At 40.6% G+C, this 25,855-nt stretch carries 21 protein-coding genes; 8 read left to right on the forward strand and 13 right to left on the reverse strand.

From position 1 onward, the window contains the following. Positions 1-42: 42 nt before the first annotated feature. The 7 genes from H5118_RS09890 to metA form a co-directional block, all read right to left on the reverse strand. Positions 43-2,304, reverse strand: coding sequence for a xanthine dehydrogenase family protein molybdopterin-binding subunit (locus H5118_RS09890; protein ID WP_182748691.1), 2,262 nt, complete (start codon positions 2,302-2,304; stop codon positions 43-45). Beyond that, a complete protein-coding gene (locus tag H5118_RS09895; RefSeq protein WP_182670838.1) occupies positions 2,301-2,798 on the reverse strand; it encodes a (2Fe-2S)-binding protein in 498 nt (165 codons plus the stop codon). Before H5118_RS09895 ends, H5118_RS09890 begins: the two co-directional genes overlap by 4 nt. A 187-nt stretch (positions 2,799-2,985) precedes the next feature. Continuing rightward, positions 2,986-3,741 carry a hypothetical protein gene (locus tag H5118_RS09900; protein ID WP_182748692.1) on the reverse strand — a complete coding sequence of 252 codons (756 nt, stop codon included), beginning with the start codon at positions 3,739-3,741 and terminating at the stop codon, positions 2,986-2,988. Positions 3,742-3,879: 138 nt separating this feature from the next. Beyond that, entirely contained in the window at positions 3,880-4,632 is a 753-nt protein-coding gene (locus H5118_RS09905) for a hypothetical protein (protein WP_182748694.1), read from the reverse strand. Between the two features lie 288 nt (positions 4,633-4,920). Then, on the reverse strand, positions 4,921-7,551 hold the full coding sequence (metH, locus tag H5118_RS09910; protein WP_002958120.1) for a methionine synthase: 2,631 nt from the start codon (positions 7,549-7,551) through the stop codon (positions 4,921-4,923). A gap of 9 nt (positions 7,552-7,560) precedes the next feature. Then, positions 7,561-8,634: a homocysteine S-methyltransferase family protein gene (locus tag H5118_RS09915; protein WP_182748696.1), complete on the reverse strand. Its 1,074-nt coding sequence runs from the start codon at positions 8,632-8,634 to the stop codon at positions 7,561-7,563. Beyond that, the gene (gene metA / locus H5118_RS09920; RefSeq protein ID WP_002958117.1) at positions 8,624-9,571 is read right to left on the reverse strand and encodes a homoserine O-succinyltransferase; all 948 of its coding nucleotides are present in this window, start codon (positions 9,569-9,571) and stop codon (positions 8,624-8,626) included. Before metA ends, H5118_RS09915 begins: the two co-directional genes overlap by 11 nt. A 222-nt stretch (positions 9,572-9,793) precedes the next feature. On the opposite strand from metA, the gene ettA reads away from it, so the two are divergent. From ettA to H5118_RS09940, 4 genes are all read left to right on the forward strand, one after another. Continuing rightward, positions 9,794-11,467: an energy-dependent translational throttle protein EttA gene (gene ettA / locus H5118_RS09925; protein WP_182748697.1), complete on the forward strand. Its 1,674-nt coding sequence runs from the start codon at positions 9,794-9,796 to the stop codon at positions 11,465-11,467. A 154-nt stretch (positions 11,468-11,621) separates the two neighbouring features. Continuing rightward, complete coding sequence (locus H5118_RS09930) at positions 11,622-11,987, forward strand: PilZ domain-containing protein (RefSeq protein ID WP_002958114.1); 366 nt, start codon at positions 11,622-11,624, stop codon at positions 11,985-11,987. A 53-nt stretch (positions 11,988-12,040) separates the two neighbouring features. Next, positions 12,041-12,949: a histone deacetylase gene (locus H5118_RS09935; protein ID WP_182748698.1), complete on the forward strand. Its 909-nt coding sequence runs from the start codon at positions 12,041-12,043 to the stop codon at positions 12,947-12,949. A gap of 62 nt (positions 12,950-13,011) precedes the next feature. Beyond that, positions 13,012-13,515 carry a TlpA disulfide reductase family protein gene (locus H5118_RS09940; RefSeq protein ID WP_182695046.1) on the forward strand — a complete coding sequence of 168 codons (504 nt, stop codon included), beginning with the start codon at positions 13,012-13,014 and terminating at the stop codon, positions 13,513-13,515. Between the two features lies 1 nt (position 13,516). On the opposite strand, the gene H5118_RS09945 is transcribed toward H5118_RS09940, so the two are convergent. Beyond that, on the reverse strand, positions 13,517-14,518 hold the full coding sequence (locus H5118_RS09945; protein WP_024596553.1) for an AraC family transcriptional regulator: 1,002 nt from the start codon (positions 14,516-14,518) through the stop codon (positions 13,517-13,519). Next, on the reverse strand, positions 14,502-15,422 hold the full coding sequence (locus H5118_RS09950; RefSeq protein WP_024596554.1) for a GGDEF domain-containing protein: 921 nt from the start codon (positions 15,420-15,422) through the stop codon (positions 14,502-14,504). The genes H5118_RS09945 and H5118_RS09950 overlap by 17 nt, the downstream gene beginning before the upstream one ends. Positions 15,423-15,719: 297 nt before the next feature. On the opposite strand from H5118_RS09950, the gene H5118_RS09955 reads away from it, so the two are divergent. The 4 genes from H5118_RS09955 to H5118_RS09970 all read left to right on the forward strand — a co-directional run bounded on the left by H5118_RS09955 (position 15,720) and on the right by H5118_RS09970 (position 21,892). Continuing rightward, positions 15,720-18,023, forward strand: coding sequence for a TonB-dependent siderophore receptor (locus tag H5118_RS09955; RefSeq protein ID WP_182748699.1), 2,304 nt, complete (start codon positions 15,720-15,722; stop codon positions 18,021-18,023). Between the two features lie 61 nt (positions 18,024-18,084). After that, positions 18,085-19,059, forward strand: coding sequence for a metallophosphoesterase (locus H5118_RS09960; protein WP_182748700.1), 975 nt, complete (start codon positions 18,085-18,087; stop codon positions 19,057-19,059). 11 nt (positions 19,060-19,070) lie between these two features. After that, positions 19,071-21,053, forward strand: coding sequence for a phytase (locus H5118_RS09965; protein ID WP_182748701.1), 1,983 nt, complete (start codon positions 19,071-19,073; stop codon positions 21,051-21,053). A 173-nt stretch (positions 21,054-21,226) separates the two neighbouring features. Next, positions 21,227-21,892, forward strand: a complete 666-nt coding sequence (locus tag H5118_RS09970; RefSeq protein ID WP_182693183.1) for a hypothetical protein — start codon at positions 21,227-21,229, stop codon at positions 21,890-21,892. Between the two features lie 101 nt (positions 21,893-21,993). On the opposite strand, the gene cyoE is transcribed toward H5118_RS09970, so the two are convergent. From cyoE to cyoB, 4 genes are read right to left on the reverse strand one after another with little or no spacing between them, the layout of a single operon-like run. Continuing rightward, entirely contained in the window at positions 21,994-22,878 is an 885-nt protein-coding gene (gene cyoE / locus H5118_RS09975; protein WP_002958102.1) for a heme o synthase, read from the reverse strand. Positions 22,879-22,887: 9 nt separating this feature from the next. Continuing rightward, a complete protein-coding gene (gene cyoD, locus H5118_RS09980) occupies positions 22,888-23,244 on the reverse strand; it encodes a cytochrome o ubiquinol oxidase subunit IV (RefSeq protein ID WP_002958101.1) in 357 nt (118 codons plus the stop codon). Further along, positions 23,244-23,870, reverse strand: a complete 627-nt coding sequence (gene cyoC / locus H5118_RS09985) for a cytochrome o ubiquinol oxidase subunit III (RefSeq protein WP_002958100.1) — start codon at positions 23,868-23,870, stop codon at positions 23,244-23,246. Before cyoC ends, cyoD begins: the two co-directional genes overlap by 1 nt. Continuing rightward, positions 23,867-25,855: a cytochrome o ubiquinol oxidase subunit I gene (gene cyoB / locus H5118_RS09990; protein ID WP_024596558.1), complete on the reverse strand. Its 1,989-nt coding sequence runs from the start codon at positions 25,853-25,855 to the stop codon at positions 23,867-23,869. The genes cyoC and cyoB overlap by 4 nt, the downstream gene beginning before the upstream one ends.

Consider the following 25,855-nt stretch of genomic DNA (forward strand, 5'->3'; position numbering starts at 1 on the left):
GCCATTTTGGCGGTTTTTTTGTTTAAGCTGTAGGTTATTTAGTTACGCTTTTAGCTGGTCACCTATTGGTAACTGCCTAATACGCTTTCCACACGCTGCAAAAATAGCATTACATAATGCTGGCGCATAAACTGGTGTAGATGGCTCGCCTACCCCTGCTGGTGGTGCATCGCTTTGTACAATTTCAACGTCAATCTCAAGAGGTGAATCGCTCATACGCGGTACGCGATAATCATGAAAGTTACTTTGCTGTACGCGCCCTTTATCAAAGGTAATACCATCGCTGATTGCAGTTGTAATCCCGTAAATAGAGCCACCTTGGGTTTGGTTTATAACGGTGTCGGTGTTTACAACCGTACCCGCATCAATCGCAACCCACGATTTAATTACGTTTAAATCGCCAGTATCCGACACTTCTACTTCAACTACCGTAGCTACGTAAGTTAAAAAGCTTCTGTGTGCTGCTATGCCTAAACCTCGCCCTTTAGGAAGTTCTCGCCCCCATTTACTCATGTCAGCTACTTTTTCAATAACATGGCGCAGTCTGCCAATATCTAAAGGGTAAACCTCTTTATCGCCACCGTAATTATCGTATGTGGCATTTTGCTCAGTTACATCAACAATGCGACTCGGACCTATGGTGTCTAGTAAATAGTCTTTTTGGTCGCGACCGGCTTTGTGCGCCGCTTCGCCAATAAATGACTGAATAGCAAAGGCATGAAAAATATTTGATACAGAACGCATCCAACCAATTCGTGCTTTGGCAGGCGCATCACCATTTTCTAACTTCATGTTAGGTGTGTTAATAGGGTTATCGGTAAACCCTAAGCGCAGTTCAAAGCTCCCTGGCGTAGTCGCCCCTTCTGAAAAGGTAGAGGTAATTGGTGAAAACGCGGTGCGGTGTAAATAAGATTCTATAGCGCCATTTTTATCTAGCGATGCTTCAATATGCTGAGCCGAAACCGCATGGTAAAAACCATGTTGTATGTCATCTTCACGCGTCCATTGCACACGAATAGGTTTGCCTACTTTCATTGAAAGGTAAGCTGCTTCTGCTGAAAAGTCAGGTTTTGACTTACGCCCAAAGCCGCCTCCTAACATGGTAACGTGAACATTAATTTTGCTCTCATCCATGCCAAGCATGGCAGCCACTGTTTTCATATCGGCTTGTGGATTTTGCGTAGCAGCCCATATATCAACACTGTCTTTGTTGTACATAGCTGTTGCACACGGCGGCTCCATTGGTGCTTGAGCAAGATGCGGTGCGTAATAATCAGCTACGAGTTTATTGCTCGATTTAGCCAACACGCCCATGGCATCCCCTTTATCACGTATGTTTGCCTGTGGAGTTTGTACTGTTTGTAATAATGACTTTTTAAATTCTTCTGAATTGTAATCGCCATTTTTGCCATCATCCCACACGACTTTTAATGCTTTACGCCCTTGCCATGCAGCCCATGTGTTTTTAGCTATAATCGCAATGCCACCTTTTGGCTGAAACTGCGGCGCGCCTTTTGGTGCAGGTATTTCAATAACATCTACAACGCCGTTTATCGCTTTTGTAGCACTGGCATCAAATGACTTAACAACACCGCCTACCACTGGCGGACGTTCAATTATAGCCACCAGCGCTTTTGGTTCGCGTACATCGGCTGCAAATATTGCTTTACCTGTTACTAAATCGGCTAAATCTATGTGCGCCATGCCAGTATTAATGTAGCGCCATTCTTTGCGTGTTTTAAGTGTTAGTTTGTCAGCTTCTGGTGGCGTTATTGTAAGCGCTAAGTCGATTAAATCTTTATAAGTAAGCGATTTACCTGAGCTGTGTGTAACAACGTGTTGATTAGCAGTACAGGTCTGCGGGTCAACGTTCCAATACTTAGCGGCAGCATGCTGCATCATGTAACGTACACTTGCGCCCATTTCACGCAGGCGCTGCATGTTGTAGCGAATACTGCGCGAGCCATCGGTATTTTGATCGCCGTATTTAGGGTCGCCCTTACCCTGAATAACAATAACCTTATCCCACGCGGCTTCCATTTCATCGGCAACTATTTGTGCAATCGCGGTGCGAATTTGCTGACCCATTTCAGAGCGATGGCAGGTTATTTCAACCATGCCGTCTGGGCGCAGTGCAATAAATAAGTTTGCGCGCTTTGCTTGCTCAGATGGCTGCTCTAACACACCCGCAAGCGCTCTTGGCGCACTGCCTACAAAATAAGTACCGAGTACTAACGCACCTATCGCACTGGTTTTTAAAAACTTACGGCGGTTTAAATCAAAGTATTTGTTATCTTGGTTCATACTTCTTCCCCTTGTTCATTTGGGTCAAAATATTGAACACTCGCCATTGTTTTAGCGGCTGATTTAATTGCTTTATGAATGCGCGGGTATGTACCACAACGGCAAATATTTCCCGACATATTACTTACTATTTCATCGTCGGTAGGGGTTGGGTTTGCAGCTAATAAGCTTGCAGCTTGCATCATTTGGCCGCACTGGCAAAAACCACACTGCGGTACTTTATGCTCTATCCATGCTTGTTGCACGGGATGGTCGCCCTGCTCGCTTAGCCCTTCAATTGTAGTAATTGAACGCCCTGCTGCAGCCGCTACAGGTAATACACACGAGCGCTGAGCTACCCCATCAATATGCACGGTACACGCACCGCACTGTGCCATACCACAGCCAAATTTAGGCCCAGTTAAATTTAATTCATCTCGGAGATACCATAATACTGGCGTTGACGGATCGCCAGAAAACTCATGTTTATTACCATTAATGGTAAGCGTGATCATACTAAACTCCTTGGCAAAGCGCTTTACAGGAGGGTTCCTTGTTGCGCGAGAACTATTTTTAATTACTTACTATTTTATACTTACTACTTTTAGCCTACCACTTAGATCTGTTTTATAAAAATACTAATTATTAGAACGTTTTACTGTTAAAAACAGATCTACATTATCAAGCATACTAAAACATACATTAATGAGTGCTTATAACATCTTCAAATAGTAATCGCTCATCGTCTTTATAAACTTCAAGCCAACCTGGTGGTGATGTATCACAGCCAATAATGGTTACATGTAGTATGTAACTATAACGCCCATTTTTAAACGTATAATAGTGATTACCGCCAGTGCCACTAACCGTTACATCGCCGTTAAATAAAACCATATCAGGCTTGTCACTTGGCTTTTTATTAATACCCCACACTGCATAACGATAATTATGCTCGCCTAAATCATCAACACGAATATGGTAGTTAGCCGTTTTCCAATCGAGTACTGGTTTTTCAAAAGTATTAATACTTGCGTGCAAGGATTGTTTATCGTCTTCTATTAAACTTTTAGCAAGTGTCTGCTCTTTAGTATTTTGTGTAGTTACAGCAATAATTTTACCGTCGGTATCTACCCACATAACGCCGCTATTTAGCATAATGCCGCGCCAACCTACTTTCTCCCAATCAGTTTTAATGTTTGAACTGGCAATAACTGCCGCTAGCTCATCATTAAATACTTCATCAAAGCGGTTAATAAACTCGGCTTCATTTTTAATGTCAGGTATGGGATATAGTCGTTTTAGCGGGTAGCGAATAAGTGCTGCAATCGCAGTTTTATCATGCGCTTCAAAAGCAGCAATAACAGGTAAAACACTCTCGTGATACTTTTGCTCAAGCGCAAATATGTTCGATGTGAAAAGTAGAGATAGGCACAGTAGAATGCGGTTTAGATACTTCATTTATAGTCCTTTATTTAAAACTATCATAAATGGATTGCGTGGGGCTGGTGATATAAAATACTAAGTGAAGATATATAATTAGAAGAAAGTTCATAAAATATATTTTTACAAAGTTCCAGAAAACTATATATTTTTAAATTACAACTCAGGGTTTTCTAGCTTTTTTAATAAAGAGTTAAATACATTTTCTCGAATACCTTCTAAGTATTCAGACCATTCTTCATCATATTGAATATTAAAAATGAGATCATAATTATTTTTTTTGCTTATTTTATTTGATAAATCATTTAACTCTGAAGACCAGTTAGGATCAATTTTATCAAATCGCTTTCGATCAATAGTATCCATAAGCTTTTCAACATCATTTGCTAATTTATACAAATTTTCAAAATCTCCTTTTAATATTTTATGTTTATCCGGAGACAAAAATCTTAAACGTGTAACTAAGTTAGATAATTTATTATGAGAAATTGTAAATTTTTGATGGAACTCTAATGTCGACTTCAAAGAACTGCTCCATTTCTCCATTGCAATATCTTGCTTGTCTCTTGAAGAACTTCTTAATGATTCCAAGCAGCTTTTGGTTTCTAGTTGATACAAAGTACAATACATCCAACTGTGAAAATACTCTCCTTTTACACAACTCAGTATTTCAAACCTCTCATATGCCCCATCAACCCTTTTACGACTCCTGTACTCAATAATTGCGATAAATACGGCATAAATAGTACCGACACCCCCAACCCAACTACCTAAATCAGACCAAACATCATAATGTCGATTAGAGTGATAGAGTATTTCATAAACACCAATAAAAGTAACAGCAAGAGCAGAAAATGTGATTAATATAAATTTTTTCCTATTCCAAAAATCCTTAATTTTACCCCTCAAAACAGCTAATCCTTATTTTTAAAAAACTTACAAATTCTCTCGAAAATTAGGTAACTAAAAAATTATATTTAGATCCTAAACATAGTAGTTTCCAATTACTACAACTAGACCATTACTTTATAGGAACTCCTAACCGTTTACCTAATATTAATCCAGTTCAAGAAAAAAACTAATCACACTTGAATAGCCATATTATATGAATTCAATCGGTCGCCCTTGTGCAAGTTAATAAAAAAACGAGCCACATTGGACTCGTTTTAGTTTCAACTGATAGCTGACCGCTTCGCTCTACTCCGGATCATACCCCAAGTTAGGCGATAGCCACCTTTCAGCTTCTTCAAGCGTCATATTGGTTCGCTTAGCGTAGTCTTCTACCTGATCCTTTTGCACAGCGGCTACGGCGTAGTATTTAGCCTCAGGGTGTGAGAAGTACCAACCCGAAACAGCAGCACCTGGCCACATGGCGTACGAACTAGTTAGCTGCATACCAATGCGTTTTTCGGTATCGAGTAATTGCCAAATTTTCTTTTTCTCAGTGTGCTCTGGGCACGCTGGGTAACCTGGCGCAGGGCGAATACCTTGGTAGTTTTCGCGTATTAACTCATCGTTTGCTAGGTTTTCGTCTGGTGCAAACCCCCAATACTCTTTACGTACTTTTTCGTGCAGGTATTCTGCAAACGCTTCGGCGAGCCTGTCGGCTACGGCTTTAACCATTATTTTGTTGTAATCGTCTTGCTGTGCGTCAAACGCATTTGCTAAATCGTCTTCTTCTAGGCCGCCCGTTACTGCAAACGCGCCAAAGTAATCAGGCGTGCCTTTTGGTGCTATGTAGTCGGCTAGGCAATAATTAGCAAAGTCGGTTTTTTCGGTTTGCTGGCGTAAATGGCACGAAGTAGTTAATACTTCTTTGCGTGTTTCGTCGGTGTATATTTCTATGTCATCACCCACGCGGTTAGCCGGGAATAAACCAATTACACCAAGTGGTTGCAAACTGCCTGCTTTTTCAAGGTCGTCTAACATATCGTTAGCGTCTTTAAATAAGCTTTGCGCTTGCTCGCCTACTACTTCATCGTCCATTATGCGCGGGTATTTACCGGCAATTGACCACGTCATAAAGTATGGCGTCCAATCTATGTATTTACGCAAAGTCGCGATTGATACATTTTTAAACTCGGTCACGCCCAGCTTTTTAGGCACTGGTGGTGTGTAGTTATCCCAATCAAGCTTTGCAGCGTTATCGCGTGCGCGCTGGATAGTAACAGGCTTAGAGCGTGGTTTTTTACGCGCTTGTTGCTCGCGTACTTTTACATATTCAGCTTTAGTTTTAGCTAAAAAGTCAGGTTTAATGTCTTTTGATAATAAGTTTGAAACCACACCAACTGCACGGCTTGCGTTATTTACATACACAACGCCTTTATCATATTGCGGCTCAATTTTTACTGCGGTGTGCGCTTTAGAGGTAGTTGCACCACCAATGAGTAGCGGCAGTTCAAAACCACGGCGTTTCATTTCTTTTGCTACGTGTACCATTTCGTCAAGCGATGGGGTAATTAAGCCCGATAAACCAATAATATCGGCTTTTTCGTCGATGGCGGTTTGCAGTATTTTATCGGCAGGTACCATTACGCCTAAATCAATAACTTCATAGTTATTACACTGTAGTACCACGCCTACAATATTTTTACCTATGTCGTGTACGTCGCCTTTTACGGTCGCCATCACTATTTTACCATTGGTTGAGCCTTCTTCTTTTTCGGCTTCAATAAATGGGTCTAGGTAGGCTACGGCTCGTTTCATTACGCGCGCCGATTTAACCACTTGTGGTAAAAACATTTTACCTGCGCCAAATAAATCACCTACCACGTTCATGCCATCCATTAACGGCCCTTCAATTACGTGAATAGGTTTATCGGCAGCAGCGCGGCACTCTTCGGTATCTTCATCTATAAAGGTAGTAATGCCTTTTACAAGCGCGTGCTCAAGGCGTTTTTCAACAGGCCATGTGCGCCATTCTAAATCTTCTACTCGCTCGGCTTGTGCCATACCAGAGTATTTTGGTGCAAGCTCTACTAAACGCTCGCCTGCACCTGGGTCTGTGTTAAGTATTACGTCTTCAACGGCTTTACGAAGCTCTTCTGGGATGTCGTCGTAAACGGCGAGTTGCCCTGCATTTACGATCCCCATATCCATACCCGCTTTTATGGCGTGGTATAAAAATACCGAGTGAATAGCTTCACGTACTGGGTTATTACCTCTAAATGAAAAAGATACATTAGACACCCCGCCCGACACTTTACAGTGCGGTAAGTTTTGTTTAATGCGGCGTGTGCCTTCAATAAATTCTACTGCGTAGTTGTCGTGCTCTTCTATACCGGTGGCTACGGCAAATATATTAGGGTCGAATATAATATCTTCTGGTGGAAAACCAATGTCTTCTACTAATATTTTGTAGCTGCGGGCACATATTTCATATTTGCGGTCTGCTGTATCAGCTTGCCCGTCAGTATCAAACGCCATTACAACGGCAGCTGCACCAAAACGTTTTATTATTTTAGCTTGGCGAATAAACGGCTCTTCGCCCTCTTTTAGCGATATAGAGTTAACAATGGCCTTACCTTGAATACACTTTAGGCCTGCTTCTATTACTTCCCATTTAGAGGAGTCGACCATAATGGGTACGCGTGAAATATCAGGCTCTGAGGCTATTAAGTTTAAAAACTTAACCATCGCGGCTTTTGAGTCCAACATGGCTTCGTCCATGTTTATATCAATAACCTGTGCGCCATTTTCTACTTGTTCGCGGGCCACTGTTAGCGCGGCTTCAAAGTCTTCTTCCATGATTAAACGTTTAAACATGGCAGAACCGGTTACATTGGTACGTTCGCCGACATTAGTAAATACTGCTATTTGTTGGGTCATGTTGGCTCCTTAATTTAAGTTACAGGCTTCAAGGCCTGATAAACGCATGCGTACTTCAAGCTCTGGCAATTGGCGTGGTTTAACGCCCGCTAGACCTTTTGCAAAAGCACGAATATGCGCAGGCGTGGTGCCACAACATCCACCTACTATATTAATAAAGCCCGATTTACCCCAATCGATAATTTCGGCTGCCATTTCAGGCGCTTCTAAGTCGTATTCACCAAACTCATTAGGCAAGCCCGCATTAGGGTGTACCGATGTAAAGGTTTCGCACACGCGCGAAAGCTCTTCTACATATTGGCGCAGTAAATCAGGGCCAAGCGCGCAGTTTAAACCAATCGAAATAGGCTTAATATGGCGAATAGAGTTATAAAATGCTTCGGTTGTTTGCCCAGAAAGCGTACGGCCAGAAGCGTCAGTAATAGTGCCCGAGATCATAACTGGTAATGTGCGCCCTGCTTGTTCAAAGGCTTCTTCTACACCAAACGAGGCGGCTTTTGCATTAAGCGTGTCGAATATAGTTTCGATTAGTATTAAATCGGCGCCGCCTTCCATTAATGCAAGGGTAGACTCTACATACGCAGTAACTAGCTTATCAAAAGTAACGTTTCGGTAACCCGGATCGTTTACGTCTGGCGAAATTGAACACGTTTTAGATGTCGGCCCTAAAACACCGGCTACATAGCGCGGTTTTTCTGGCGTTTTAGCCGTAAATTCATCGCAAATTGCGCGTGCTAATTTAGCCGACTCTAGGTTTATTTCACGGCTTAGGTTTGCCATGTCGTAATCTTCCATCGAAATAGTGGTCGAGTTAAACGTGTTGGTTTCGATAATATCGGTGCCCGCTGATAAAAAACCACGATGAATATCAGTGATTAAGTCGGGCTTGGTTAGGCTTAATAAATCGTTATTACCTTTAATTAATACATGCCAGTCTTTAAAACGCTCTCCGCGATAGTCTTCTTCTTCTAGCTTATGATCTTGGATCATAGTGCCCATTGCGCCATCTAAAATTAAAATGCGTTCTTTTAATGCGGCACTTATTTCGGCTTGCTTATTATTTGTAGGCGCGTTATTCGGCATAGTTGTTAGTCCTCACGTCTTGGCTAACTAAATTAATATCATACGGTGTGGTTTGGTACACGTAGTAATTTAACCAGTTCGAAAAAAGTAAAAAAGCATGGCTTTGCCACGTTTTTGAAGGTTGTTTGGTTGCATCGTCATCCGGAAAGTAATTTTCGGGCTTTGGTGCATTAGGGCTTTTTTTACAATCGCGCTCGTATTCTGCTTTTAGCGAGTCGGCGTCGTACTCTGGGTGGCCGGTTATAAACACTTGGCTACCCGATTTATTTTTAAGTAAGTAAGCCCCTACTCGCTCAGAACCTGCCAGTACAACGAGTTCTTCACAGGCGTTTATTTTATTTATATCAATGTGGCCGTAGCGTGAGTGCGGTACCAAAAAGGTATCGTCGAATCCGCGAGTCAGTGCACCGTGATCAAAATAACACTGGTGAGTAAATACGCCACACAGTTTATCGTCTTTTAAATCGCGTTTTAAATTGTAACGGTGATATAACGCTGCATGCGCTGCCCAACACGAAAATAACGTAGAGGTAACGTGTTGCTCAGCCCAATCAATAATGACTTTTAGCTCATCCCAATACGCTACATCGTCGTATTCTAAATGCGCAAGTGGCGCACCGGTTACTATTAATGCATCGTAATTGTTGTCTTTAACCTCAGAAAAGTAACGGTAAAAGGTATCAAGGTGCTCTTCTGAGTTGCTGCTACTGCGGTGAGTGTCGAGGCGCAGTAGTTCTACGTTTACTTGCAAAGGCGAATTGGCAAGTAAGCGAATAAACTGAACTTCGGTTTCTACTTTATTAGGCATCAAGTTTAAAATAGCCAAACGCATTGGGCGTATTTCTTGCGTTTTTGCACGACTTTTTGGCATTACAAATACGTTTTCTTGACGTAAACGTGCAATTGCCGGCAACTCGTCTTTTACTGTAATTGGCATACTTTACTCCTGCTCATAAAAACCGAGGCTTAATTATGAACTGAAAGTAAAAAATATCAACCTCTAGATGTATAGATGTCCAAATGAAATTTATTCATGATTTTATACTTTACTTACAAGCATCCTTTGGTGCTTTAAAACCCGCCATTCGTTGACTGTTTCACCCGTCAGCCACTACAATACAACATTGAAATTTTTATTATTATTTGAAGGCTTTCCTCCATGGTTTTACCTGATAAATTTATATTCTCGATGAGTCGAGTATCTAAGGTTGTGCCACCTAAGCGCACTATCTTAAAAGATATTTCGTTGCACTTTTTTCCTGGCGCTAAAATTGGTGTGCTTGGTTTAAACGGTTCTGGTAAATCTACGTTACTGCGTATTATGGCCGGTGTTGACCAAGATTTTGAAGGTGATGCACATCCTCAGCCTGGTACTAAAATTGGTTATTTACCGCAAGAACCTGTTTTAGACGAAAGTAAAACAGTACGTGAAACTGTTGAAGAAGCTGTTGGCGAAGTTAAACATGCACTTAAACGTCTTGACGAAGTGTATAACGAATACGCCATGGAAGACGCTGACTTTGACGCACTTGCAAAAGAGCAAGGCGAGCTTGAAGCTGTTATTCAGGCGCACGATGGTCATAACATCGACAACGTTTTAGAACGCGCAGCTGATGCACTTCGCCTGCCAGAGTGGGATGCTAAAATTGAGCACCTTTCAGGTGGTGAGCGTCGCCGTGTTGCTATATGTCGATTATTACTTGAAAAACCAGACATGCTTATCCTTGATGAACCTACTAACCACTTGGATGCTGAGTCGGTTGCATGGTTAGAGCGCTTCTTACACGATTACGAAGGCACTGTTGTGGCTGTAACGCATGACCGTTACTTCCTTGATAATGTAGCTGGTTGGATATTAGAGCTTGACCGTGGTGAAGGTATTCCATGGGAAGGTAACTACTCTTCTTGGCTTGAACAAAAAGATGCGCGCTTACAGCAAGAACAAAAATCTGAAAAAGCACGTCAAAAATCAATTGCGCAAGAACTTGAATGGGTTCGTTCAAACCCTAAAGGTCGCCAAGCTAAGTCAAAAGCACGTATGGCTCAGTTTACTGAAATGCAGCAGTCTGATTACCAAAAACGTAACGAAACTAACGAGATGTTTATCCCACCTGGTCCGCGTTTAGGTGACCAAGTACTTGAAGTAACTAATCTTCGTAAGAGTTTTGGCGATCGAGTTTTAATTGATGACTTAAGCTTTAGCATGCCAAAAGGTGCCATTGTGGGCATTATTGGCGCGAATGGCGCAGGTAAATCAACGCTGTTTAAAATGATAAGCGGTGAGCAAACGCAAGACAGCGGTAACATCAGCGTTGGCGAAACAGTACACCTAGCTACTGTTGATCAGTTCCGCGACGGTATGGACGAAAGCAAAACTGTTTTCCAAGAAATATCAGACGGACAAGACGTACTGAAAATTGGTAACTTTGAGTTCCCAAGCCGAGCATATGTAAGTCGCTTTAACTTTAAAGGTAACGATCAGCAAAAGTTTGTTAAAGACCTATCAGGTGGTGAGCGTAACCGTTTACACCTTGCTAAGTTATTAAAAGCTGGCGGCAATGTGTTACTACTCGATGAGCCAACCAATGACTTGGACGTTGAAACACTACGTGCACTGGAGAACGCTATTTTAGAGTTCCCAGGTTGTGTAATGTGTATCTCGCATGACCGTTGGTTCCTTGACCGTATCGCTACACATATTTTAGATTACCGTGATGAAGGTCAAATTAACTTCTTTAATGGTAACTACACTGAATATGAAGAGTGGCTTAAAAAGACCCTAGGCGCTGAGGCAACTCAACCTAAACGTATTAAGTACAAAAAAATTGGCTAAAAATATTGGTTAATTTTATGTTTGTATAACTTAAGCCCTGCACTTTGCAGGGCTTTTTTATGTCACCAGCATTACAGGAGCACATCTTGCTAGCATGTAGAGAATTACCCGCTATGCTTAATTTATTATAAAAACAGTAAGGCTAAATTAGGTTATGCAAAATCGTCGACAGTTTTCTCGTGTGCTATTTTCAACTAACGCTCTGTTATGTTTTGATAGCCAACAGTATCCGTGTAAATTACTCGATCTATCGTTACATGGCGCGTTGGTTACTAATTGTGATGCATTTATTGGCAGCCACAATACGCAAGCAATACTGCGTTTTACATTACCTCAAAGCGATATAGAAATAAAAATGGAAGTAGTGATTTGCCATATTGAAGCCGATCATATTGGTTTAAAATGCCATCACATTGATATAGACAGTATTACTTATTTAAAGCGTTTAATAGAGCTAAACTTAGCCGATGATGAGCTACTGCATCGCGAATTAGCGTCACTTATTAATGACTCACAATAGACTCATTCTCTTAAGTTGATTACCATAGCGCAAACTTTATAAAGCTTGTAAATATGCGCTTAAATCCTCATTTGCCTTTGGTATACCATCCTAACTACTCGTTTAGCTTTGATCCTAAGCATCGCTTTGTAATGAGTAAATTTGCACATTTATATCAACATGTTGCAGAGCTTGGTTTAATCGGCAGTAACCTAGTTGAGCCAATATTAGGCACGCCAGAGCCCCTTGAGCTTGTGCATTGCGATAATTATATCCAAGATTTATGGCACAACCGCTTAGATGAAAAAGCAATGCGTCGCATTGGTCTACCTTGGTCAAAAGAGCTTATGGCACGTACATTTACAGCCCCTCAAGGAACGCTTCAAACAGCCCGCTTAGCACTTAAACACGGTATAGCGTGTCATCTTGCTGGTGGTACACATCACGCACATAATGACTTTGGTTCAGGTTTTTGTATGGTTAACGATTTGGCCTTTACCACGCAAACTTTAATTGAATCGGGTGAGGTAACTAACGTACTTATTTTTGATTTAGACGTGCACCAAGGTGATGGCACAGCTGCAATGTTACAGCATCAGCCCTATGCGTATACTTGCTCTATCCATTGTGAAAAAAACTTCCCCTTTAGAAAGTCCGCTAGCGATTTAGACATTGGCCTGGCAAATAATATGAAGGACGACGAATACCTTGCCATAGTTAACGAAACACTAAGTTATTTACTTAAAGAGCTAAACCCAAGCTTAGTACTTTACGATGCTGGCGTTGATATTTGGCAAGGTGATGGCTTGGGTAAGTTAGATATTAGCTGGGATGGCATAGCTAAACGTGACCATTTAGTGCTAAAACGCTGCCTTGAACACAATACACCTGTAGCTACTGTGATAGGTGGAGGTTACGATAGAGATCACCTACGCCTCGCTAAACGCCACGCTATTGTTGTTGAACAAGCTGCTGGCTTTTAGTTTGAAATGAAAATGTTAAATTATCGTTCTTGTTTAATATGTAAAATAAAAAAGAGCATATTATGAAACAGCTATTTATTACCATCACGCTAATTTTATTAAGCTTTACAGCTTACGCACAAGATACAAGCTCAGAAGCAACATATCCTAAATTGCCAACATTAAATTTACAAATGGCTGATGGGTCGCCACTCAATACTCAAGATTTATTAGGTCAACCTTACGTTTTACACTTTTGGGCAACATGGTGTCCGTACTGTAAAAAGCTGCAGCCAGCACTTCAAAAAATTGATGATATGGGATTAAAAGTTATTGCCGTGAGCTTTGAAGAAGATGACGATGCTACTCCCGCTAAAGCACTTAGCGAAAGAGGTTATACTTTTAAAACAGCTGTAAAAGCCGATGCAATAGCACAGCAATTAGGTATACGAGGCACACCTACTACATTATTTGTAAATAAAGAAGGCAATGTAATTTGGCTGACTAATACGTCAAACCCAGAAGATCCAAATCTTCATTTAAATGCACGAACATTGTTGCACTCCATAGAAATGGCAACTGAGTAACTTATTGCGCTTTTAACTGATTAGGTGTTAAGCCTGTCCAGCGTTTAAAGGCGCGCCGAAAGTTAGGTATATCGTAAAAAGCTAAATGTTCAGCGACTTGTTCGTTATGTTTGGCGCACAGAGTAAGTAGGTAAATAGCTTTGTGCTTATTTTGCTCATCTATTAACGCTGAAAAGCGTACCCCATTGAGTTTGAGTCTGCGCTTAAATGTAGCTGAGCTCATAGCAAAGTGCTTTGCGGTGCACTCTAAATTAGCACTTGGGTGAGAGTATAAGTATCTGCAGACGGCTTCAATAAAAGTCATGCTAACTACGCTTTTATTATGTAGCTGCGACTGCGCTTGCATAAATCGTAATTGACTCGCATGCGGGTTTTTAGCCCTTAACATGGTTTTATTTAATACCCAGCGAGTACATGGCTTATCAAAACTTACCTTTAGCCCTAAATTTTGCTCATATTCTTGAATATGCCGAGGGCGTTTAAAAGCAAAGTCGAACTGACAATGCGGGTAACTTTCGCTCACTCGTTTAAGTAAACTATAAAATGCAGTGCTGTATATCTCTAGCACATAGTGGTAAAGGCTTTCATCAAACCCATGTGCTGGCTGAATATAAATATAAACATTATCGTTTTTAATATACGTTTGGCTAAACAGCAAAGGCGCTAATTGCATTCTTAAAAGTGATAATTGCTTTAATACTTGAGCTAAATTATCGCTATATTTTAATGCCTGAGCTTCGGCTCGAGTGTCGTTAATAAGTTGGCTACCGAGTAAAAAACCACTGTCAGTACTTTTCATCAACAACTTAAATTGAGCTAATAAACGCACCTGCTGAGACACACTAAATGTATGCTGAAAATTAAGTAAGTCTTGTTCAAAAATACCGGTACCGCGTAGCAGCTTATGTAAATTTATGTTTCGGCTTTGAGCAAGCTCTACAGCTGACGTAATAAGCCCTTGAGCGCTTAAATATTTGTCGTCTTGGCTAACAAACATGTGCACGGTGCGCTACTTTTAGTTGATGCTTTTTTTGTTGTAATTGACTATGCAGTTGGCTTGTTAGTTTACCTGTACTGCTATGCGTATTACCTTGTATTAAGGCGGTAGTGACATATTGAAACTTTGCTTTTTTAGATGCTTCAACTTTAAATGCACAATGCTTTAGAGCTCCTTTAATTTGTGCCATCAACTCTTTAGCTTGCTGCTCTGTGGTGGCTGGCATCAATACCATAAAGCAATCTCCTGCGTAGCGGCACACTACATCACTTAGTCGGCAATTCATTAACAATAGCTCGCTAATTTCACGCAGTAACCGGTCGCCCTCACTAAAGCCAAACTCACTATTAAAATGCGAAAAATCACGAATATCAATAGCCCCAAGCCAGAGTGGTTGTTTGCTCGTAAGTTGCTCTTTAATTGCAGAATCTAGGTACTGCGCCTTATAAAGACCTGTAACTGAACACACCTTATCGTGCTCACGTAAATGCGCTTCACGGCGGCGTAGCTGACGATTTAATACGTACTGCTCTTGATGCCAATAATACAAACCCACACTCGTTAACAACATGCCTAAAGGTGCTGGCAGAGATTCAATCCAACTGAGCCATTGATGGGCGGGATGCATTAGCCATTCATCAAGTAAATCGAGGGTTGCCGAGAACATAAATAACCCAACACCTATCACTAAGTAAGTGGTTACTTTACCCGGTGGTCTTGAAATTAATAACGCGGCAATCCATACGAGAGTCATTAACACAATACCGCCCTCCCCCATAATATCGAGCCACTGAATACTGGCGTAAGTTTTTAATACACCTAAATAACTACTTAAAAACACAGCGCTAAAAAACATCGCAATAATAGCGTTTATTAATAATCGGTGGCTGATAAAGGGGTTAAATCGCATGTGCGGTATCTCGTTTATAAATGAGTTTTAAAGTTAGTTCATACAAGTTTTTGTTAGCAGGGTCATATTAGCTCAGCTATATGACAACGAGATGATACCTACTTTAAAAACAGCCCTGCACGGTACATAACACCTGACTTTACGAGGAGTGATAAAAGCTCAATACGCTCTAGATATTGCTCAAACACCTCTAAATACATGTATTTAAACTAAACACTGTCACATTTACGTAATCAAATATCTTTAGCTTGCTCGCCATATCAAGAAAAAACCCAGCAATAACCAAGAGCAAATACAATGAAAGACTTTAAAATAAAAGCACTGGTAGCCGCATTAGCCTTATGTAATTTAACGGCTTATGCAGAAGATGATGCAAAAGAAACCACAAAAAAAGATATCGAAGTTTCTGACAAAATTGTTGTATACGGTGAAATTGGCTACAGAAACCGCTCAGACGAACTCGCACCAACCTTAGAATATTCACAAGAGTACTTTCAACGTTTTGAACCATTGACCGCAGGCGATGCATTAAAACGAGTACCCAGTGTTACATTTTTATCGGATGTGCTTGAATCGGATGGTGCACGTATGCGGGGGTTAAGCCCTGCTTATACAAAGGTGCTTATAAACGGTGAAGAAGTACCTGGCGCTGGTGCCGACCGTTCATTTTTTGTTGACCGAATTCCGGCTGAGTTAATTGAACGCGTTGAAATTATTCGCTCATCAAGTGCTAACCGCTCAGCCGATGCTATTGCGGGCACATTAAATATTGTATTGCGCGATGGTTACAGTTTAGATGGCGGTTACTTGCGTGCTGGTGGCTTGCTTTATGACGATGGTGAATTTAAAGAAAGCTTGGCTGCTGTGTACGGTACTGAATTTGCTGGTGGGCGCTTATTACTTGGTGCAAATTTACAAGGCAGATATAACCCAAAACAAAAAACTAGTTTGCGCTACGGCGATAGCCCTGAAAACAATATAAATTTTCAAACAGAAGAGTTTGATAACCGCGAAGACCAATCAGACACTCGCGATGGCGACGACACGTCACTTAACTCCAGCTACGAAATTGTTTTTGACGACGATAGTCAGTTTAATATTAGCGCTATGTGGGTTGATACAGAGCGTACTGAGGATGAACGTTCATTTGAATACAACGACCCAACTGCAACCAATAACGATATTGTAAATGGCGGTAACTTAGAAACAGATAATGCCAATGTTAAATATATTGACCAAACTAATTACAACATCAATACCGCTTATGAATTTCCACTACTAAGCGGCACAAGTAAGTTTAAATTTGGCTTTGCTCGGTTTGAAGAGTCTGTTTATGAGCAAGAAGTCGAATTAGATACGTCTGAGCTGCCAATGATATTTGAAGAAGAACAAGCTCGCAGCAACATAGACGATAAAGAATGGACTCTACAGTGGCAACACAGCCAACCTTGGGGTGACAGCAAAGAAATTCAGCTTGGTGCATTTTTACAAAATAAAAAACGCGACAGTGAAATTTTAGAATCGCAAAACGAATTAGAACTTGCACTTACCAGTTGGGATCAATACGCAGCATCACCTTTAACGCTTGCTGCATTTAATAGCGAGTACGAAGCGGTTACTGGTGGTGTAAATACTTTAGAAGAAGATCGCTTTGATTTATTTGCCCTTGTTAAGCACAAAGATGATTTATTTGCTTGGGAGCTGGGCGTTCGCTGGGAGTCTACCGATTCTAAAATTAATGATAAAACAATTGGCGTGACCGAAAGTAATAGTTACGACTTTATCCTCCCCTCGGCACACTTTCGTTATAACGTTAGCGAAAATGGGCGTATAAGTGCATCGATTGCGCGTAGTTTACGCCGCCCTGAGTTTGATTTTTTAACGCCGGCACTTATCGAAAAAGAGCTTGGTGATAACGACCAACTAGGGAACCCTGAATTAAAACCAGAATCAGCTTGGGGTATGGACTTAGGCTACGAGTATCGCTTAGGAAAAAGTGGCGTTGTAGGTATTAATTTATTTTATCGCAAAGTAAATGACCTAATAGAAATAGCAAATACAGGACAAGAAGGCTCTGAGGGCGAAGGTACATTTGTACTGCAACCACGCAACACCGGCGATGGTAATGTTAAAGGAATTGAGCTTGATTTATCTACTCCACTTGGCGCATTTAGCATGCCTAATACGGGTGTATTTTTAAACTACTCATGGCTTGATAGTGAAGTAACCGATTTTTTTGGAACTCGCAAATTTAACGACCAATCAGACTACGTTTATAACATTGGGTTTATTCAAGACTTACCCGAACTCAAAGCTGCATTTGGCGTAACTTACCGTAAGCAAGGTGATGCCTATGGACGTATTGTAGGTGAAGAAATAACTACATCTTACAGTGCCGACTTTGAAGTGTTTTTAGAAAAACGTTGGGAAGATGTAACGCTACGCTTGGTGGGTTCAAACCTACTTGATGCAAGTAAAGACGAAACCTTTAATAAATTTGATACCGTTGAAGATCAGTTTAGTAGAAGCTTTGATGAGTACGAAATTGAATCTGAAGAAGCGGGACCGGTTTATCAACTTATGCTGCGTTACGCATTTTAAATAAGTTTATGAGGTAGTGCTAATCACTTTATTTAGCGCTACCAAACATGAGAGAACTATAATGATAAAAAAAACATTACTGCTAATAACATTTGGCTTATGCAGTATACAAAGCGTATTGGCAAACGTAACGTACACCGATGTATTATACGAGCAACAAAAAATTGCCAACTTGACGGTGCTGCCTAAGAGCTTAAATTTTACGGTTATTGGTGATTGGGGACATAACGGGCACTTTTATCAAAAAGACGTAGCACACCAGTTAGAAATAGCGATGTTTCAAACGGATGGTGATTTTACTATTTCAACTGGCGATAACTTTTATCCCAATGGCGTGGCAAGTGTTAACGACCCGCTTTGGCAAAGTGCCTATGAAGATATTTACCATGGTCCACATACATTCGAGCCTTGGTATGTAGTACTGGGTAATCATGATTATTTAGGTAATGCGCAAGCACAACTTGATTACAGTAAAAAAAGTCAGCGCTGGAATTTACCTGCACGCTATTACAGCAAAACCTTTACTTTAAAAGGTGGCGAGCAGATATTAATGGTGTTTTTAGACACTAATACTTTAAATCCTGAATACAAAACACGCGAAAAATACAAAGCAACTCAAGGGCAAAACAGCCAAGCGCAATTAACATGGTTAGATAGCCAACTATCAAATAGCCAAGCACGATGGAAAATAGTGGTTGGTCATCACCCACTTTATAGCAGTGGAAAACGTTACGGACTTACTGAAGGTTTACGTAATTTACTCGAGCCCATATTTGAGCAAAATGGTGTGCAAGCATACATAGCAGGACACGAACATGACCTGCAACATAACCAAATAGATGGCAGTAAACTCGACCACTTTGTATCTGGTGGTGGTAGCGAAGCGCGTTACGTAAAACAACGTGAATTTACGCGTTTTGCAGAAGCTACTCCAGGATTTTTGAGCTTTTCGATTAACAATGAAGCACTAAAAGCAACGGCTATTAACTATAAAGGCGAAGTGCGTTACAGCACTCAAAAGCGCTTTGACCAATAAAGGGTTACAACATGAACTTTAAATTAAAAACATCTATTAGCTTAATTGTAAGTAGCTTAGTGCTTAGTACATTAAGTGCGTGTAGCAATAGTAATATGGCTACAAATACGGCAGTAAAAAACACATCCGATAAAATAGTCATTAATAGTACTGAATTTGGTCCAACAGATAACATGCAAGGCTCACAAGCGGCATGGTTAAATAATAACAATTGGTTGCTAGCAAGCGAAAGCAAAGGCTTAGTGTTAGTTGAAAGTGAAACGCAACAAAGCCGCATTATAAAAAAAGGTAACTTTGAAGCGCTTGCTGTCACTAAGCTAACAGCACACTCATTTTTGGTTGCAACTATTGATAACAATCAAGATAACGTTGTTATATTTAAGCTTGAGCACACTCAAAGTGGCTGGGATACAATTGAACTAACCCGCATTAACCCACCACAAGCACAACCCGATACGGTGTGTTTATTTGCTAATAAAGCGAGTGAATCAATATCGGCATTTGTACCTGATGTACGCGGGCTAATTACCGAAACTATTATTTTTGATACAGCGAATAATAAAGCGGTTAACGTAAATGTACGTGAATTTTCTGGCGTTAGTGAGGCGTCGGGTTGTGCTGTAAGTACAACAACAAATACCTTATATGTAAGTGAAAGCGAAGTAGGCATTTGGGCAATAAACGCGAACGCGGAATCGCAAGCAGATAAAAAACCGATTGCTTTAGTCGCCCCCTTTGGAAAGTTAGACAGTGAACTAGGAGCTATTTCAGCTTCGCAAGATGGTATTATCTGGTTTACTAGTACCAAAAACAATACTGTGTATGCTTATGATCCAATTAGTAAAATGCTTAATAACTGGATGTTAAATGGTGACTTGAGCTTGGAATCGGTAGCGGTAAATTACACAAGTAACAACGCGGCAACGGCAGTGCTGTATAACGACGAAACAGGCGCTTATATTAAAAGTACACTACCTGTAACACCTATCATAAAATCATTAAAAACCAGCCCCCAATCAATTACTCAAATAAAGGCAAGTGCACAAACTGCCCCCGTACAAGCGTTTGGTGATGCAGCAGACGATCCGGCAATTTGGGTTAACCCTAAAGATGCAGCAAACAGCTTAATTTTAGGCACCGATAAACGCCGTGGACTAATGGTATACAGCCTAAATGGCAAGCTTGAACAGTCACTTGAAGTTGGCCGTTTAAATAACGTAGACCTGCGACAAAATAGCACGATTAAAAACAGTACCAATACATTAATAACTGCCAGTAACCGAACGCTTAACGGTATTAGTGTATTTTCAGTACAAGCTAATAATAGTGTGAAGTACATTGCTGATATTCCTACCAATCTTGATGAAATTTATGGCTTATGTATGTACTCGTCAAATACGGGGAACTATGTATTTGTAAATGATAAATCGGGGCTATATCAGCAATATAAAATCAGTGAGAATAACGAAAAAATAACAGGTAAACTTGTTCGCGAGTTTAACCTACCAAGCCAACCAGAAGGCTGTAGTGCAGATGATGAACTAGGACAATTATTTGTAGGCGAAGAAGATGCCGGTATTTGGTTTATAGGTGCAGAGCCAACGGCAGGCAGTACACCGGTTATGCTGCAAGGTATAAATGAGCAACTTGTTGATGATGTTGAAGGTATGGAAATTTACCACAGCGACAAAACACGTTATTTAGTTGTTTCGAGCCAAGGTGATAACAGCTACGTACTGTATAAAATAAAGAATGGTACTGCGGGCATTAAAACACCTAGCTTAGAGTTTGCAGGTAAGTTTAGTGTAATAAGTGATTTGGTTAATGGTATTGATGGCTCATCAGAAACCGACGGGTTAACAGTAACATCTAAGTCTCTTCCGGGTTATCCTGAAGGTATTTTAGTTGTACAAGATGGTTATAATCGTATGCCACAGCAGCCTCAAAACTTTAAAATAATAAATTGGCGAGAAGTAAAAAAAGCAATTAAGTAGTGCTTATTTAGTCGCCATTATTTTAATGTCGCTTTGAGATTACCTTGAAATTGTATAAAAGGCTCATTTGAGCCTTTTATACAATGCTTGGCGTTTAAGTATTAAGTGCAATTAACTCAATGTAATGTATATTTTATACTAAAATTTAAGCTCATAAATTAATTGAGATTATAATGCGCCTACTACTTACTCTATTACTAGTTACTTTAAGTGGCTTTGCTGTAGCAGAAGAAGAAAAAACAGAACTACCACCGGTAGACCCCGCTTACAATGCTGAGCATCCTATGGCTTTGGTTAATCAAGGCTCATCTATAATTGCGATTAACTTACCTAGTTATAATTCTCCAGATGATGTGCAAGTTGTTTATAAAATAGGAAACCCCGATGTCGCACTCTTAAACTTTGTTAGAAATGCTGAGCTAATCACGGTTAAGCCACAAGCGTTTAATATTCAACATTTAATGCGTGGTGAAGAAATTACGATTATTGCCGATATTTACGAGGGTGATTATCAACAAGGTGGTAGTTTAATTTACTCAAAAAAAGAGCTTGAACTGAGTAAGCAACTGTATGCCAGAGAGCTAAAAGATTTAAGTGAATCATCGCAATGGCAAGATTACGACATGATTAATCTAGGCGGTACTGAGCATATTTATATTCATAAAATTCAACAAGCGCCGAGCTATAACCATCTTATTTTTGTTGATTTAGTTAATGCATGTATGCAAAAGCTTCGTACCTCAAAACGTGTCCCAGCTGAAAATGAGCTTACCTATAAATTTATTAACTGCGGCACCCTTAAACCACTTTATTACAATGCTGATGATTTTAGAAAGTAAAAGGGTGAGAATACTGATGTTCAATTATTTTAATATTTAGGCATAAAAAAAGGCCCTTTCGAGCCTTTGGATTAACTTTGGAATAGTTAAAAATTTTTAAATTAGGTAAGCGTTAATAGCTGTGGAGCAACACTATGATAATCAACAGCCATAGCAATACTTAACGCTGTAATATTAATAATTGAAAATGCGAACACTTTACGTGCCCAGCTACTCATATCAATATTACGACGATAACCACGTAGCGCCATTAGCAACCACCAAAAGCTGGTAATACAAGCAACAGCCATAAAAGCAGCACCTGTGTAGCCAGTAATTGGCAGTAACATCACAACTAGGGCATATACAGCAATGTAAAGTACGATATGGCGCTTTGCTTTATCAATACCTTGCGCTACTGGTAATACAGGAATACCTGCAGCTTGGTAATCTTTAAAGCGAAAAATAGCGATGGCGTAAGAGTGCGGCATTTGCCACAAGCTAAACATAACTAGCAGTATTAATGCGCCCATATCGAACTGCCCTGTTACGGCGCAGTAACCTACTACTGGCGGGACAGCGCCAGAAAGGCTACCTACAAAAGTGCCGTATACTGAGTTGCGTTTCATGTAGAGGCTATAAACCCCTACATAAATTACGTAGCCAAAGGCTGCAAAAAATACCGCGGCTTGAGTGGTGTAGGCGATAAGTAAACCAAAGCCCACAACACCCAATAAAATACCGTGACTAAGTGCAGCAAAGGCCGACATTTCGCCCGTTACTGTAACCCGCGTACGAGTACGCGCCATGGCCACATCTATGTCTCTATCTATAACATTATTGATAGCGCAACCTGATGCAACCACTAGCGACAAACCAATTAATGTGGCAATCATTAACCATGGGTCTATATCACCGCGCGAGGCAAGTAAAAACCCGCCCGCTACGCTGATCAAATTGCCCATAATAATACCCGGCTTTGTCACTGATAAATAACGACGAAACATCTTCAACTCCTAGTACATCATCATTGCGTTAGATTCATAAATGATCCAAACAGATAACCCAACAACCATTACGATGATCAGAGCACTGAATAGGAATGAAAAAGTACTTGCACGGCCATCTTCGGTGGTAAAATTAAGGTGTAAAAAGTATTTTAAATGCACCCAAATTTGTACGATTGCTAAAGTAACAATGCTCCAAAGCGTTGTTGCTTTTGAGAAGTCACCTTCCATTACCATGTAAAACGGTATAGCAGTTAAAATTACCGATAGCACAAAGCCAATTAAGTAAGTTTTAACACTGCCATGAGATTCATCATGATGATCACTTTGCGTTTGCTTTAACGCATGCGTTTCGCTGTGGCTCATTACATTGCTCCCATTAAATAAACAACGGTAAATACACAAATCCAGACAATGTCTAAGAAGTGCCAAAATAGGCTTAAGCAGCTTAAACGCGTTACGGTTGCTTTACCTAAGCCGCGTTTAGCAACTTCAATCATCATTATGGTCATCCAAATTAGACCCGCTGTTACATGTAAACCATGTAAGCCAACTAATGAGAAAAACGATGTTAAAAAGGCACTTTGTTGTGGACCATTGCCATGCACAATTAGGTGATGAAATTCGTATACTTCCATACCAATAAACACAGCACCTAAACAAAACGTAACAAATAACCAAGTCAGTGTTAGTGCCTTTTTTTGCCCTTGAGCGGCAATCATGGCAAAACCAAAAGTAATACTACTAATCAGTAGTGCTGCAGTTTCTACTGCTACAAAGTCGAGTTCAAAAATATCTTTACCCGATACGCCACCGGCTGTGTTCATAAATAACACAGCGTAAGTGGCAAAAAACGAGGCAAACAGTAGGCAATCGGTCATTAGGTATAACCAAAAACCAAATACGGTATCACCCGAAGTATCGTGGTGATCATGCGCGTGGGCATGATCATCGTGTGATACAGAGTCTAAATTTGCAGAAAGTGTACTCACGCTTTTAACTCCTTAACGCCACTTGAATTATATGCAGCTTCAATGCGTGCAATTTCATCAGGTTGTATATAGTAATCTACATCGCTGGTGTAACAACGTTTGATAAATATGGCAATTCCGCCTACTAGTCCAACCACAGCTAACCACCAAATATGCCAAATCATTGCAAAACAAAATACTGTTAAACTTGCTGCCATTAACACGCCAGCTGATGTGTTTTTAGGCATATGAATAGGACTGTAGTTTGCTTTATCTTGATATGCTTGACCTTTTTCTTTCATATCGGTCCATGCATCAATATCATCGATATGTGGAATTGTTGCAAAGTTATAAATTTGCGGAGGTGAACTTGTAGCCCACTCAAGTGTGTGGCCGTTCCACGGATCGCCTGTTGTATCGTCAAGCGCTTCACGGTCTCTAAAGCTCACATATAATTGAATTACTTGGCTGATAATACCAAACATAATAATTACAGCACCGCCTGCGGCAATGTATAACCACATGTTCCAATCTGGGTTGTTAGTGTGGTTTAAGCGACGTGTCATACCTAAGAAACCAAGTACGTACAGCGGCATAAATGCTACGAAGAAACCAATAATCCAACACCAAAATGATGCTTTGCCCCATTTTTCATTAAGTTTAAAGCCCATTGCTTTAGGGAACCAAAATACAAAACCGGCCAGGTAACCAAACACAGCACCACCAATAATTGTGTTATGGAAATGTGCAATTAAGAATAAGCTGTTATGCAGTACATAATCGGCGCCAGGAATGGCAAGTAATACACCGGTCATACCGCCTACCGTAAAGGTAACCATAAAGCCAAGAGTCCAAAGTACCGGTACACTTATACGTAAACGACCTCGGTAAATAGTAAATAACCAGTTAAACAACTTAACCCCAGTTGGTACGGCAATAACCATGGTCATTACCCCAAAGAACGCGTTAACGTTAGCGCTTGAGCCCATAGTAAAGAAGTGATGTAACCAAACAATAAAGCCTAAAATTGAGATTGCACCGCTGGCATAAACCATCGATTTGTAACCAAACAAACGTTTACCGGCAAAGGTCGAAATAATTTCAGAAAAAATACCAAACGCTGGTAATACTAATATGTATACCTCAGGATGACCCCATGCCCAAAACAAGTTGATGTACATCATGGCGTTACCGCCCAATTCATTGGTAAAGAAGTGGAAGTCGAGATAACGGTCAAGCGTTAGCATTGCAAGTACAGCAGTTAAAATTGGGAATGATGCTGCAATTAAGATGTTTGCCCATGTACATGCCCATGTAAAAATTGGCATTTTCATTAGGGTCATACCTGGTGCACGCATTTTAAACACGGTTGCTAAAAAGTTTACGGCTGTTAGAAGTGTACCGAGCCCGGATATTTGCAAGGCCCAAATATAATAATCGACCCCCACCCCAGGGCTAAAGGTCAGCTCCGAAAGCGGCGGATATGCCACCCAACCTGTTTTTGCAAATTCACCAAATACAAGTGATAAGTTAATTAAAATTGCACCACTGGCTGTAAACCAAAAACTTAAATTATTTAAAAATGGAAAAGCAACATCGCGAGCACCAATTTGAAGTGGTAATACAATGTTCATTAGACCAATCATAAATGGCATTGCCATAAATATGATCATGATTACGCCGTGGGCAGTAAATATTTGGTCGTAGTGTTCTGGTGGTAAATAACCTGGCGCACCACTGGTAGCAAGTGCCAACTGCGCACGCATCATTATTGCATCAGAAAAACCACGAAACAGCATTATTAGTGCTAAAAGAATATACATTACGCCTAAGCGTTTGTGATCAACAGACGTGATCCAGTCGCGCCAAAGCACGCCCCATTTTTTATACTTTGTAATAAGCCCGGCAATAATAAGCCCAGCTATCGCAATAACCGACATCGTGAACACAAGAATTGGCTCATGAAACGGAATTGCGTCGAGTGAAAGATTACCTAATAACGACAT

This window comes from Pseudoalteromonas sp. SR41-1 (assembly GCF_014164015.1).
In the GTDB taxonomy this organism is placed as follows: domain Bacteria; phylum Pseudomonadota; class Gammaproteobacteria; order Enterobacterales; family Alteromonadaceae; genus Pseudoalteromonas; species Pseudoalteromonas distincta.